Annotated in this window: 14 protein-coding genes; 13 read left to right on the top strand and 1 reads right to left on the bottom strand. The window is 69.2% G+C overall.

Annotated features, from left to right (window positions below; genetic code table 11):
- The 9 genes from ribH (at position 1) to prfH (ending at position 7,396) form a co-directional block, all read left to right on the top strand.
- Positions 1–471: a 6,7-dimethyl-8-ribityllumazine synthase gene (gene ribH / locus HFGMBDPB_RS27420; RefSeq protein ID WP_016450458.1), complete on the top strand. Its 471-nt coding sequence runs from the start codon at positions 1–3 to the stop codon at positions 469–471.
- On the top strand, positions 468–1,058 hold the full coding sequence (gene nusB / locus HFGMBDPB_RS27415) for a transcription antitermination factor NusB (RefSeq protein WP_016450457.1): 591 nt from the start codon (positions 468–470) through the stop codon (positions 1,056–1,058). The genes ribH and nusB overlap by 4 nt, the downstream gene beginning before the upstream one ends.
- A 115-nt stretch (positions 1,059–1,173) precedes the next feature.
- Positions 1,174–2,358 carry a pyridoxal phosphate-dependent aminotransferase gene (locus HFGMBDPB_RS27410; protein WP_016453905.1) on the top strand — a complete coding sequence of 395 codons (1,185 nt, stop codon included), beginning with the start codon at positions 1,174–1,176 and terminating at the stop codon, positions 2,356–2,358.
- Between the two features lie 12 nt (positions 2,359–2,370).
- Positions 2,371–2,787, top strand: coding sequence for a tol-pal system-associated acyl-CoA thioesterase (ybgC, locus tag HFGMBDPB_RS27405; protein ID WP_016450455.1), 417 nt, complete (start codon positions 2,371–2,373; stop codon positions 2,785–2,787).
- Positions 2,784–3,488, top strand: coding sequence for a protein TolQ (gene tolQ / locus HFGMBDPB_RS27400; protein WP_016450454.1), 705 nt, complete (start codon positions 2,784–2,786; stop codon positions 3,486–3,488). The genes ybgC and tolQ overlap by 4 nt, the downstream gene beginning before the upstream one ends.
- 30 nt (positions 3,489–3,518) lie before the next feature.
- A complete protein-coding gene (locus HFGMBDPB_RS27395; protein WP_016453907.1) occupies positions 3,519–3,944 on the top strand; it encodes a biopolymer transporter ExbD in 426 nt (141 codons plus the stop codon).
- Between the two features lie 24 nt (positions 3,945–3,968).
- Positions 3,969–5,120 (top strand): cell envelope integrity protein TolA, encoded by a 1,152-nt coding sequence (gene tolA, locus HFGMBDPB_RS27390; protein ID WP_016453908.1) that lies wholly within the window; start codon positions 3,969–3,971, stop codon positions 5,118–5,120.
- A 399-nt stretch (positions 5,121–5,519) separates the two neighbouring features.
- On the top strand, positions 5,520–6,806 hold the full coding sequence (locus tag HFGMBDPB_RS27385) for an RNA ligase RtcB family protein (protein ID WP_151021188.1): 1,287 nt from the start codon (positions 5,520–5,522) through the stop codon (positions 6,804–6,806).
- Positions 6,797–7,396, top strand: a complete 600-nt coding sequence (gene prfH / locus HFGMBDPB_RS27380) for a peptide chain release factor H (protein WP_212646665.1) — start codon at positions 6,797–6,799, stop codon at positions 7,394–7,396. Before HFGMBDPB_RS27385 ends, prfH begins: the two co-directional genes overlap by 10 nt.
- Positions 7,397–7,407: 11 nt before the next feature.
- Here prfH and HFGMBDPB_RS27375 read toward each other — a convergent pair whose 3' ends face one another.
- The gene (locus HFGMBDPB_RS27375; protein WP_212646679.1) at positions 7,408–8,178 is read right to left on the bottom strand and encodes a sulfite exporter TauE/SafE family protein; all 771 of its coding nucleotides are present in this window, start codon (positions 8,176–8,178) and stop codon (positions 7,408–7,410) included.
- Positions 8,179–8,323: 145 nt separating this feature from the next.
- Between HFGMBDPB_RS27375 and HFGMBDPB_RS27370 the strand changes: the two genes are divergently transcribed.
- The 4 genes from HFGMBDPB_RS27370 to HFGMBDPB_RS27355 all read left to right on the top strand — a co-directional run bounded on the left by HFGMBDPB_RS27370 (position 8,324) and on the right by HFGMBDPB_RS27355 (position 13,101).
- Positions 8,324–9,235, top strand: coding sequence for a LysR family transcriptional regulator (locus tag HFGMBDPB_RS27370; RefSeq protein WP_016450448.1), 912 nt, complete (start codon positions 8,324–8,326; stop codon positions 9,233–9,235).
- Between the two features lie 21 nt (positions 9,236–9,256).
- On the top strand, positions 9,257–10,645 hold the full coding sequence (trhP, locus tag HFGMBDPB_RS27365; protein ID WP_212646664.1) for a prephenate-dependent tRNA uridine(34) hydroxylase TrhP: 1,389 nt from the start codon (positions 9,257–9,259) through the stop codon (positions 10,643–10,645).
- Positions 10,646–10,757: 112 nt separating this feature from the next.
- Entirely contained in the window at positions 10,758–11,630 is an 873-nt protein-coding gene (locus tag HFGMBDPB_RS27360) for a plasmid replication/partition related protein (protein WP_212646663.1), read from the top strand.
- A gap of 25 nt (positions 11,631–11,655) precedes the next feature.
- Positions 11,656–13,101, top strand: coding sequence for an aminotransferase-like domain-containing protein (locus HFGMBDPB_RS27355; protein WP_212646662.1), 1,446 nt, complete (start codon positions 11,656–11,658; stop codon positions 13,099–13,101).
- Positions 13,102–13,112 lie beyond the last annotated feature (11 nt).

Here is a 13,112-nt window from a genome sequence, read left to right as displayed (position 1 = left end):
ATGTTGAACGCAGAAAAGGGCCAGGCCCTGAATCTTGATGGTGCGCAACTGCGCATTGGCATCGTGCAGGCCCGCTTCAATGAAAGCATCACCAACAGCCTGACCCAGGCCTGCCGCGAAGAGCTGCTGGCCCTGGGCGTGCAGGCCGGAAACATCGACCACGTCACCGTGCCCGGCGCCCTCGAAGTGCCCGTGGCGCTGCAGGCGATGGCCGAGTCCGACCGCTACGACGCCCTGGTGGCGCTGGGCTGCATCATCCGTGGGGAGACATACCACTTCGAGCTGGTGGCCAACGAATCGGGCGCGGGTGTCACGCGCCTGGCCCTGGACTACCAGCTGCCGATCGCCAACGCGATCATCACCACCGAGAACACCGAGCAGGCCATTGCACGCCAGACCGAAAAGGGACGCGACGCGGCCCGGGTCGCCGTGGAAATGGCCAACCTGCTCCAAACCATTGACCGACCATGAGCGACGAACACTCCACACCGGCCTCCGCACGCCCTCCCCGCCAGAGCCGCACCGGCCTGACCAGCACCGGCGCGCGCAAGGCCGCCTCCAAGTCCAACCGCAGCCGCGCGCGTGAATTCGCGCTGCAGGCCCTGTACCAGCACCTGGTGGGTGGCAACGACGTGGAGGCCATCGACCGCTTCACGCGCGACCTGTCGGGCTTTCACAAGGCCGACTCGGTGCACTACGACGCGCTGCTGCGCGGCTGCATCAACTCCCAGGCGGACCTGGACGCACTGATCGCCCCCAAGCTGGACCGCACCATGGCCGAGATCTCGCCCATCGAGCACGCCAGCATGTGGATAGGCGTCTATGAATTCCAGCACTGCATGGACGTGCCCTGGCGCGTGGTGCTCAACGAGTGCATCGAGCTGGCCAAGGAATTCGGCGGCACCGACGGCCACAAGTACGTGAACGCCGTGCTCAACGGCCTGGCGCCCACGCTGCGCGCCGATGAGGTGGCACACGACCGCGCCGCAAAGAGCAGCGCAGCGCCTGCTGCACCGGCCGCGCCTGCGGCCGACGACGCGGCCGGCCAGGCCGGCTGAAGCGCGTCCTGCCACGCGCCTGCATCCACCGGGGCACAGGCCCCGCCGCATCCGGCCGTCCCTGGCCCGCCCGCGCCTGCCGGGCGCGGGCGCCTCTTTCAGGATTTCACCCGTCATGAAGTTTTCGACCCGCGCCGACCGCATTGAGCCCTTTTACGTGATGGAGATCGCCAAGGCGGCGCAGGAGATGGCGCGCGGCTGCGCGGACAGCGACACGCCGATGATCTTCCTGAACATCGGCGAGCCCGACTTCACCGCGCCCCCGCTGGTGCAGGAGGCTGCGGCCCGTGCCGTGCAGGACGGCGCCACGCAGTACACGCCGGCCCTGGGCCTGCCCCAGCTGCGCGAGCGCATCAGCCACTGGTATGCGCAGCGCTTCGGCGTGGATGTGCCGGCGCGACGCATCGTGGTCACGGCCGGCGCCTCGGCCGCGCTGCAGCTGGCCTGCCTGGCGACCATCGACGCGGGCGACGAAATCCTCATGCCCGACCCCAGCTATCCCTGCAACCGCCACTTCGTGAGCGCAGCCGAAGGCCGGGCCGTGATGGTGCCGACCACGGCGGCCGAGCGCTACCAGCTGAGCGCCGACAAGGTCGAGGCCGCCTGGAACGCGCACACGCGCGGCGTGCTGCTGGCCTCGCCCTCCAACCCCACCGGCACCTCGATTGCGCCGGCCGAGCTGCGCCGCATCCTCGACGTGGTGCGCGCCAGGGGCGGGCTGACCATCATCGACGAGATCTACCTGGGCCTTTCGTACGATGCGGCTTTCGGCCAGACCGCGCTGGCGCTGGGCGAGGACGTGATCAGCATCAACAGCTTCAGCAAGTACTTCAACATGACGGGCTGGCGCCTGGGCTGGATGGTGGTGCCCGAGGCCATGGTGCCCGTGGTCGAGCGCGTGGCGCAGAACCTCTTCATCTGCGCCAGCACCGTCTCGCAGCGCGCCGCCCTGGCCTGCTTCGAGCCCGAGTCCATTGCCGAGTACGAACGCCGCCGCGCCGAGTTCAAGGCCCGGCGCGACTTCTTCATCCCCGCGCTCGAGGCCCTGGGCCTGCCCGTGCCCGTACAGCCCGACGGCGCCTTCTACGCCTGGGCCGACTGCCGTGCCGCTGCCGCCAGGCTCGGCGTCCAGGGCAGCTGGGACTTTGCCTACGCCGTCATGGAGCGCGCCCACCTGGCCATCACGCCGGGCCGCGACTTCGGCACGTTCGAGACCGCCGACTTCGTGCGCTTTTCGACGGCCAACTCCATGGAACAGCTGCAGGAGGCCGTGCGCCGCCTGCAGCGCCTGCTGGCCTGAGGGCCGCCGCACATGGCCTTCGAATTTCCCATCCGCGTCTACTGGGAGGACACCGATGCCGGAGGCATCGTGTTCTACGCCAACTACCTCAAGTTCTTCGAGCGCGCCCGCACCGAGTGGCTGCGCGCCCTGGGCATAGGCCAGCAGCAGCTGCGGGAACAAACGGGCGGCATGTTTGTCGTAACCCAGGCCCAGCTGCAATACCTGCGGGCGGCCCGGCTCGATGACCAACTCCTTGTTACCGCCGAGCTGCAAAGCAGTGGCCGCGCTTCGCTGACAATACGCCAGCAGGCGCTGCTGGCATCCGCCGGCGATGGCAATGCGCCGCCGCCCCTGTTGTGCGAAGGCACGATCCGCATTGGATGGGTGGATGGCTCGACCATGCGCCCCGCAAGAATTCCGAACCGCATCCTGGAGCAACTCTCATGAACTCCCATGACATGTCCATACTCAGCCTCGTGCTGCAGGCCAGCTGGGTCGTGCAGCTGGTCATGCTGATCCTTGTGGGCGCCTCGGTGGCCAGCTGGGCCACCATCTTCCGCAAGTCGCAGACCTTGAAGCGCGTGCGCACGCTCAACGACGGCTTCGAGCAGGACTTCTGGTCGGGCACCAGCCTCAACGACCTCTATGCCTCGGCGGCCCACCACGCCAAGCAGGGCGGCCCCATGGAACGCATCTTCGCCAGCGGCATGCGCGAGTACCAGAAGCTGCGCGAGCGCCGCATCGCCGATGTGAACCAGTTGATGGACGGCACCCGCCGCGCCATGCGCGCCAGCTTCCAGCGCGAGATGGACGAGGTCGAGTCGGGCCTGTCCTTCCTGGGCACCGTGGGTTCGGTCTCTCCCTACGTGGGCCTGTTCGGCACCGTCTGGGGCGTGATGCACGCCTTCACCGGCTTTGCCAACATGGAGCAGATCACGCTGGCCACCGTGGCCCCCGGCATTGCCGAGGCGCTGGTGGCCACGGCCATGGGCCTGTTCGCCGCCATCCCGGCCGTCACGGCCTACAACCGCTACGCCCACCAGATCGACCGCGTGGCCAGCCAGCAGGAAACCTTCATCGAAGAGTTCTCCAACATCCTGCAGCGCAACGTGGGTGCGACCGGCTCCAGCACCCCGTCCGGCCATTGAAGTCGCGCACAGTTTGCAAGGAGTGAGCACATGCCCGCAGTAGCCTCGCGCGGCGGCCGCAGCCGCCGCACCGTCAACGAGATCAACATGGTGCCCTTCATCGACGTGATGCTGGTGCTGCTCATCATCTTCATGGTGACGGCGCCCATGCTCACGCCGGGCTCCATCAACGTGCCCAGCGCCGGCAAGGCCGCGCGCACGCCCCCGAAACGCGCCGACGTGATGATCGACAAGGACGGCGGCATCCGCATCAAGGCCGGCAGCACCGACAAGACCGTCACGATCCAGGAACTGGGCGCGGTCGCCAGGAGCTGGCAGGACCAGCAAAGCGACGACAGCGCCGTGCTGATCTCGGCCGACAAGAAGCTGCCCTTCGAGACCGTGATGGCCGCCATGTCGGCCCTGCAATCGGCCGGCGTCAAGCGCGTGGCCTTCGGCGTCAAGTCCTCCCAGTAAGCAGCGCCGCCCGCCTTCGACTCCATGCCCAACCTGCAAGACCACGACCAGTTCGCACCGCCGCGCACGCGCGGCCGCACCCGTTCGTGGGCCATGGCCGTGGCCGCGCACGGGCTGCTCGTGGCCGCCATGCTGTGGACCGTGCGCCCCCCGAAGCAGGCCGACGAGCCCATGGTCGAGGCCGAGTTCTGGTCCACGGCCGCGCCGGCCCCTGCCCTGCCCGTGCCCGCGCCTCCCCCGCCACCTGCGCCCGAGCCCGTTCCCCAGCCGCCACCGCCGCCGCCCGCGCCGGTGATTGCGCCGCCCCCACCTCCCAAGCCGCAGGCCGTGGACGACGACCGCGAGGCCGAGATCGCGCTGGAGAAGAAGCGCAAGATCGAGCAGCAAAAGAAGGAGCGCGCCGAACAGGCCGCCCGCGAGCAGCGCGAGAAGGAACGCCAGGAGCGCCTGGACAAGGAAAAGGCCGAGAAGGCGGCCAAGGACAAGGCCGAGCGCGAGAAGGCGGAAAAAGCCGAGAAGGACCGCCGCGACAAGCTCGAGCAGCAGAAAAAGGACAAGGCCGAGCAGGACCGCAAGGAACGCCTGGAGCAGCAAAAGAAGGACAAGGCCGAAAAGGAAAAGGCGGACAAGGAAAAAGCTGCCAAGGACAAGGCCGAGCGCGAGAAAGCCGAGAAGGCGGAGAAAGAAAAGGCCGAAAAGGCCGCCAAGGCAGAAGCCGAGAAGAAGGCCGCCGAGGACAAGCGCAAGAAGGAACAGGCCGCCAAGGAAGCGCGCGAGGCCAAGGAAGCCGAGGCACGCCGCCTGGAGAACATCCGCCGCATGCAGGGCCTGGCCGGCAGCGGCGGCTCGGCCGGCGAAGGCGCCGGTGGCAGCAAGAGCGGCGGCTCGGGCAGCTCGGCCGGAGGCCCCTCGGCCGGCTATGGCGCCAAGGTGGCCGCGCGCGTCAAACCCAACATCGTCTACCCGGACGCCATCAGCGGCAACCCGCGTGCCGAGGTGCGCGTGCGCACCGCACCCGATGGCACCATCACCGGCGCCACCATCGCCAAGTCCAGCGGCAACAAGGCCTGGGACGACGCCGTCATCCGCGCGCTGCAAAAGACCGAGACGCTGCCGCGCGACATCGATGGCCGCGTTCCTTCGGACCTGGTCATCGGCTTCCGCCCGCAGGACTGAACGGACACGGGCCCTTCATCAAAAAGCCCCGCCGGTACCTGCCGGTGGGGCTTTTTCCATCTTGCGTTGTATGCAATCCGCCACGCGCCTGCGACTTCGCTTGCGGCACCGGCCGCTTGTCCCTAGCATCCCCGTCTTTGCCGCATTCGCGGCCCCCGTCCACCATCGCAAAGGAGAGAACCCATGTCCCATTCGACACGTCCCTTTGCAGTCGTGCACGCTTGAAGCCCTAGCGCCTCCAGGCCACGCTGCAGACCTGATTCCCGGCCCCGCAAGAGGCCCGGCTTTCGGCTGCGCGTGCGCTTTTCCTGATGCCTGTCCATCGAGCTTGCGGCGACTGCCCATTGCGCATTCCGCATCTGCCGGAATGTGCCCCAAGCACTCGATCGAAAGCCATTCATGGGCAATTCCATAGTATTCCGTGGCGCAAACGCGGCACCCGCAATCACTCAAGCCAGAGACACCGAGGAAGGGCCGCCCCGCACCGAGGGTGTCGTCTCCCCCCGCGAAGCGAGAGGGGGGAAGGCGCGCAGCGACTCAGGGGGGCCGGACATCCATCTTCAGGTGTTCGCCAACCGCGGCGTCTGGATTGAAGACACCGCCATCCAACAACTTCAAACGACGGCCCGCAACCTGGCCGGCATGCGCGCAGCCGTGGGCCTGCCGGACCTGCACCCGGGCCGGGGCTACCCGGTAGGGGCAGCCTTCTTTTCCGTGGGCCGCTTCTACCCGGCCCTGGTCGGCGGCGACATCGGCTGCGGCATGTCGCTGTACAGCACGGAGCTGGCGGCGCACAAGACCTCGGCCCCCAAGCTGGAAAAGGCGGTGGGCAACATCGACGGCCCCCTGCCCCAGGAACTGCTGGACGCCGTGGACATGCAGCAGCTGGAGCACATCGCCCAGGCCAGCGGCGTGGCCGACCTGGCGTATCTGCAGGACAGCCTGGGCACCATTGGCGGCGGCAACCACTTTGCCGAACTGCAGGTGGTGGACACGCTGTACGAGGACGGCGCGCTCGACAGGAAGCGCGTGCACCTCATGGTGCACAGCGGCTCGCGCGGGCTGGGCGGCGCCATCCTGCGCGCCCATGTGGAGGCCTTCAGCCACGACGGCCTGGCCGCCAGCAGCGATGCCGCCACGCAGTACCTGCGCCAGCACGCGGCCGCCATCGCCTTCGCCCAACTGAACCGCGCCAGCATTGCGGCACGCCTGCTGCGCGCCCTGCGCACGCGCGGCCAGGCCCTGCTGGACATCACCCACAACCACGTGATCGCCCACCACTGGCGCGGCGAAGACGGCTTTTTGCACCGCAAGGGCGCCACGCCGGCCGACCAGGGTCTGGTGGTGATCCCGGGTTCGCGCGGCGACTACAGCTACCTTGTGCGGCCCGTGGCCGGGCGTGACGAGGCACTGCACTCGCTGGCGCACGGCGCGGGCCGCAAGTGGGCACGTACCGATTGCATGGGCCGCCTGCGCCCGCGCTTCACGCTGGACGAACTGCTGCGCACAAAATTCGGCAGCGCCGTGGTCTGCGCCGACCGCGAACTGGTCTACGAGGAGGCCCCCCAGGCCTACAAGGACGTGGACTCCGTCGTCGCCAGCCTGCAGGAAGCCGGCCTGGTGCAGCTGGTGGCGCGGCTGCGCCCCCTGCTGACCTACAAGAAGGGAGCCATGCAATGCTGCTGATCCAGCTGACCGCATCCCACGGCCCCGCCGAGTGCGAGCATGCCGTGCGCCTGACCCTGCGCGAGCTGCTGCGCGACTGCGCCGCCAGCGGCATCACCGTGGACGTGCTGGAAGAAACGCCCACGCCGGCCGGCTACAAGTCCGTGCTGCTGCGCTGCGAGGGCGACACCGGCCTGCTTCACGGCACGCTGGGCGCCTGGCTGGGCACCATCCAGTGGGTCTTCGACAGTCCCCTGCGCCCCCACCACCCGCGCAGGAACTGGTTCGTGGCCGTGCAACAGTGCGAGCCGCCCCGGCAATTGCCGGCCGATGGAGAGATCGTCTTCCAGGCCTGCAAGGCCTCGGGCAAGGGCGGCCAGCATGTCAACACCACGGACTCCGCCGTCCATGCCCTGCATGTGCCCAGCGGGATCTCGGTGAAGGTCATGAGCGAGCGCAGCCAGCACGCCAACAAGCGGCTGGCGCGCGAGCTGCTGGCCCTGAAGCTGGCGCGCCTCAACGCGCAGGGCGAGGGCCAGGCCCGGCGCACGCGCAGCCAGCTGCACTGGGAGGTGGAGCGCGGCAGCCCCGTGAAGGTGTTCCGCGCCTGAACGCCCCGGGGCTAGCCCCTGGCGCACATGTAGATGCCCAGGGCCAGCAGGCCCAACATCAGCACGCGCTTGAAGACCTGGGGCGACAGCGACTGGCGCAGCCGCTCGCCCCAGGCCATGCCGGCCAGGGCGGGCAGCAGCATCAGCGCGGAAACCAGGGCCGTGGCCCCCCAGCCCGTCCAGGACGAAGCGGCATGGCCCGGCCCCTGCGCCAGCGCCATGCCCGCGCCCAGCGCCAGCGTGGACACCGTGAAGCACAGGCCCATGGCCTGCATCAGCGCCTGCCGGCCCAGCGCCAGCGATTGCAAAAAGGCCACGGCCGGCACCACGAACACGCCGGTCAGCGCCGTGATCCCGCCCGTCAACAGACCACACAACAGGCCCAGCCAGGCCTGATGCCTCATCGGCAACTGCAGGCCCGGCCCCCACAGGCCCCAAAGGGCATACACAGCCAAGGCCACGCCCAGCGCCGTGCGCGCCACGGCGGCCTCGCCCACCGGGCCCCACCACAGCATGCCGCCCACCGTGCCCGCGACAATGCCCAGCTGCATCCAGCCCAGGCGCCGCAGCAGCGGCCGCAGCGATGGCATGGGCCGCATCTGCACCACATTGGTCACCAGGGACGGCAGCAGCAGCCAGGCCGCCGCCTGCCCGGCCGGCATGAACAGCGCCAGCAGCGCCATGGACACCGTGGGCAGGCCCAGGCCCACCACCCCCTTGACGACACCGGCCAGCCCGAACACGGCCACCGCCGCCGCCAGCACCCACCACGCATCCCACATCACGGCCACCCTGCACTTTCCACCGACTTGGCTCAGGCCCTTCCTGAACCTCATGGCGCCATGCTCGTGCACCGACAAAGGGATCACAATCGGGAATCTTCAAACCAAGGCTCAGGCATGGCCTGATCCTTCAGCACCACAGGCCATGCGATTCGACCTCACCGACCTGCAGCTGTTCGTCCACATCCTCGACTGCGGCACGCTCACCGCGGCGGCCGGGCGCTCGCACATGACGCTGGCCTCGGCCAGCGAGCGCGTGCGCGGCATGGAGGCGCAACTGGGCTGCGCCCTGCTCGCTCGCCAGGCGCGCGGCGTACGGCCCACGGCGGCCGGCCACACGCTGGGCCAGCATGCGCGCAGCGTGCTGGCCCAGATGCAGCGCCTGCGCGGCGACATGGCCGAATACGGCGCGGGGCTGGCCGGCCATGTGCGCGTCTGCGGCAACACCTCGGCCGTGGGCGAGCACCTGCCGCTGGCCGTGGCGGGCTTTCTGCGCAGCCACCCGCGCGTGGCGCTGGAGCTGCAGGAATGCGGCAGCGCCGAAGTGCTGGACCGGCTGCGCCAGGGCCTGTGCGACATCGGCGTGGCCAGCGATGCGCAGGACACCACCGGCCTGCAGGCCACGCCCTGGCGCCCCGACCCGCTGGTGGCCGTGCTGCCGCGCGGCCACCGCCTGGCCCGGCGCACGCGCCTGGCCTTGCAGGAGCTGCTGGCCGAAGACTGGGTGGGCCTGCCGCACGATGCCGCCCTGCAGATGCTGGTGCGCCAGCAGGCCGCCTTGCTGGGGGGGCCGTCGGAAGGGCAGTTGCGCTGGCGTGCCCAGCTGCAGCACCTGGACAGCATCTGCCAGCTGGTGGGCCAGGGCGTGGGCGTGGCCGTCATGCCGGCGGCAGCCGCGCAGCGCCTGGCCCCGGCCAGCGGCGCCCGCGCCGTGCCCTTGAGCGATGCCTGGGCCCGGCGCCAGCTGCTGCTGTGCACCGTCCGGGAAGACCAGTTGCCCGCCCATGCCAGGCAGTTGCTGGAGCATCTGCAAGGGCTTGGCTCGCCTGAGCCTTAGCGAACCATGTTGGAAAGCGCTATGCAGGACAATACGGGGATCATGACCCTCAAAGCCCCCGAACTGCTGCTGCCGGCCGGCTCGCTCGACAAGATGCGCGCGGCCTACGACTTTGGCGCCGACGCCATCTACGCCGGGCAACCCCGCTACAGCCTGCGCGCACGCAACAACGAATTCCGCCTCGAACAGATCGCCCAGGGCATCTCCGAGGCGCATGCGCGGGGCAAGAAATTCTTCGTCACCAGCAACCTGATCGCCCACAACGACAAGGTGCGCACCTATATCCGCGACATCGAGCCCGTGATCGAGTGCAAGCCCGACGCGCTGATCATGGCCGACCCCGGCCTGATCATGATGGTCAAGGAAAAGTGGCCCGAGACCGAGGTCCATCTCTCGGTACAGGCCAACACCACCAACTGGGCCACGGTGAAGTTCTGGCAGAAGGCCGGCGTCTCGCGCATCATCCTGTCGCGCGAGCTGTCGCTGGACGAGATCGAGAAGATCCGCCAGGAATGCCCGGACATGGAGATCGAGGTCTTCGTGCACGGCGCGCTGTGCATCGCCTACTCGGGCCGCTGCCTGCTGTCGGGCTACTTCAACCGGCGCGATCCCAACCAGGGCACCTGCACCAATGCCTGCCGCTGGGACTACAAGACGCATGACGCGGCCGTGGACCCCAATACCGGCGAGGCCCTGGCCCAGACCATGGAGCAGGACTTCAGCTTCGAGAAGGCCCGCGAGGAAGCCGACAGCCAGTTCACCAGCACCTGCGGCGACGGCGCGCGCCACCCCAAGGCCGAGCAGGTCTACCTGCTGGAGGAAAAGGGCCGCCCCGGCGAGCTGATGCCCATCATGGAAGACGAGCACGGCACCTACATCATGAACTCCAAGGACCTGCGCGCCGTGGAGCATGTGGAGCGCCTGGTGAAGATCGGCGTGGACTCGCTCAAGATCGAGGGCCGCACCAAGAGCCTGTACTACGTGGCCCGCACGGCCCAGGTCTACCGCCGCGCCATCGACGATGCCGTGGCCGGCCGCCCCTTCAACCCGCACCTGATCACCGAACTCGAAGGCCTGGCCAACCGGGGCTACACGGGCGGCCTGCTGGAGCGCCGTCCCTCGCAGGACTACCAGAACTACGAGACCGGCCACTCGGTGCTGCAGCGCAGCCACTTCGTGGGCGAAGTGCGCAGCTATGCCGACGGCATGGCGGAGGTGGAGACCAAGAACCGCTTCTCGGTGGGCGACACGCTGGAGATCATCCACCCCCAGGGCAACCGCCAGGTGCTGCTGGAGAAGATGTTCAACCTCGACGGCGAGCCCGTGCAGGTGGCCCAGGGCAACCCGGTGCGCGTGCGCATCCCCCTGGAAGGCCCGGTTGAAGGCGCGCTGATCTCGCGCCTGCTCTGAGGGCGGGCTTCGCCCCTGCTTCCAGTTTTTCTTCTTGGCGGCCGTCCAGGTCCATTGCCGCAATGGCCTGGAGCGGGCGCCTTTTTCTTTCATTCCTCATTTCTGCACTGCCATGGACATCGTCGTCAACGAAGAACTCAAGGCCTACATCGACCCGCTGACCCCCGATGAACTCGACGCGCTGGAGCGCAGCATCCTGGCCGAGGGCTGCCGCGATGCGCTCGTGCTCTGGAACGACCTGCTCATCGACGGCCACAACCGCTACGCCATCTGCCAAAAGCACGGCCTGCCCTTCAACACCATCCAGGCCACGCAGTTCAAGAACATGGATGACGTGCACCTGTGGATGATCGACCAGCACCTGGGCCGCCGCAGCGTGTCCGACTTCCAGCGCGGCGTGCTGGCGCTGCGCAAGCGCGAGATCATTGCGGCCCGCCGCTCGGCCGCTGCCGCCGCCGTGATGGCGGCCAAGGCCGAGGCGCCGGCCCAGCCCGAAGGCGAAGCGCCCTGGGAAGGCGAGACCGACCCCGTGGTCGCCGCCGCCCTGGCCAGCGTGGCCAAGGTGCCCGATGAGGCCCTGGACACGCGCGAGGCCCTGGCCCGCGTGGCCCGCCTGTCCAGCAGCCAGGTCAAGCTGATCGAGACCATCCAGCAAAAGGCCGCGCCCGAAGTGGTGGCCGCCGTGCGCTCGGGCGACATCTCGCTGAGCACCGCCGCCGTGGTCGCCAGCCTGCCCGTGGATGAGCAGCAGGCCGTGGCCGCCGCCGGCGCCGACGAACTCAAGCAGGCCGCCAAGCGCGTGCGCGATGCCAAGAAAAAGCCCAAGGCCGCCAAGCCCGAAGCCGAAGCGGCCGACGGCGAAGGTGCGGCCGTGACCGCCTCGCCCGAGGAACTGCAGCAGCGCGTGAACGAACTCGAAGCCGAGAACGAGCGCCTGCGCCAGCAGATCAAGGCGCTGCAGGAACTGCTGGCCGAACAGGGCTGATCCCCGGGCCGCGACCTCCCCAGGCATGACGCGCTACCAGGAACTGGCCGACGATATCGAGGCCTCCATCGCCGCAGGCGTGCTGCGCGCGGGCGACAAGCTGCCCTCCGTGCGTCACACCAGCGAGCGGCGCGGCGTCAGCGCCTCCACGGTGTTCCAGGCCTACTACCTGCTGGAGGCACGCGGCCTGGTGCGCGCGCGCGAGCGCTCGGGCTACTTCGTCGCGGCGCGGCCGCACAGCGCCCCGCCCGAGCCCACGCAGCTGTCGGCCCCCCCGGGCGAGCGCTTTGCCGTGGTCGATGTGAGCGAGCGGGTGTTCGAGGTTCTGGAATCGTCCATGGACCGCGATGTCGTGCCGCTGGGCTCGGCCTTTCCCTCGCCGCGCCTGTTCCCGCTGCAGCGCCTGGGCCAGGCCCTGGCCCGCGCCGCGCGCCAGGCCGATCCGCGCAGCGCCATCGACGACCTCACGCCCGGCAGCATGGCATTGCGACGCCAGATCGCGCGGCGCTACCTGGCCGACGGTCTGGCACTGTCACCGTCCGACCTGGTCATCACCAATGGCGCGCTGGAGGCACTGAACCTGTGTCTGGCCGCCGTCACGCGGCCCGGTGGCGCCGTGGTCATCGAATCGCCCTGCTTCTATGGCGCGCTGCAGGCTCTGGAGCGCATGGGGCTGTCCGCCATCGAGGTGCCCACGCATCCCGGCGAAGGCATGGACCTGGCCGCGCTGGAGACCGCCGTGCAGCGTCACCGGCCCCAGGCCATCTGGTTGATGACCAGCTTCCAGAATCCGCTGGGCAGCCTGATGCCCGAGGCGCGCAAGAAGGCCCTGGTGGAACTGGCCACGCGCCACCAGCTGCCGCTGATCGAGGACGATGTCTACGGCGAGCTGTACTTTGGCGAACACCGCCCGCCACCGGCCAAGGCCTTCGACACCGAGGGCTGGGTGCTGCACTGCGCCTCGTTCTCCAAGTGCCTGGCGCCCGGCTGGCGCGTGGGCTGGACCGCTCCGGGCCGCTTCACGCGCGCCGTGGCGCGGCAAAAGCTCACCACCACGCTGGCCACCAATGCCCCCAGCCAGCAGGCGCTGGCCGACTACCTGGAAAGCGGTGGCGTGGACCGTCACCTGCGCCGCCTGCGCCAGAGCCTGGCCCTGCAGCGGGACCACATGGCATCGGCCATTGCCCGCCACTTTCCGCAAGGCACGCGGGCCACGCGGCCCGAGGGCGGCTACTTCATGTGGATAGAGCTGCCGCCGTACTGCGATGCGCTGGCCCTGCACCGCGCAGCGCTGGCGCGCGGCATCAGCGTGGCGCCGGGGCCGATCTTCTCGGCCTCGCAGGCCTTCGGCCACTGCCTGCGGCTGAACTACGGCCATGACTGGAGCGACGAGACCGGGCAGGCCCTGGCCACGCTGGGCGAGCTGGCCCGCGCAATGCAGTCCCTTCCCGCAGCAAAAGCAGCAGGGTAAGCGCCCGCTGC

The sequence above is a fragment of the Delftia sp. PE138 genome (assembly GCF_018320755.1).
GTDB lineage: Bacteria > Pseudomonadota > Gammaproteobacteria > Burkholderiales > Burkholderiaceae_C > Comamonas > Comamonas tsuruhatensis.
Note: the sequence above shows the minus strand (reverse complement) of the source record. Positions and strands in the feature narration are given on the sequence as shown.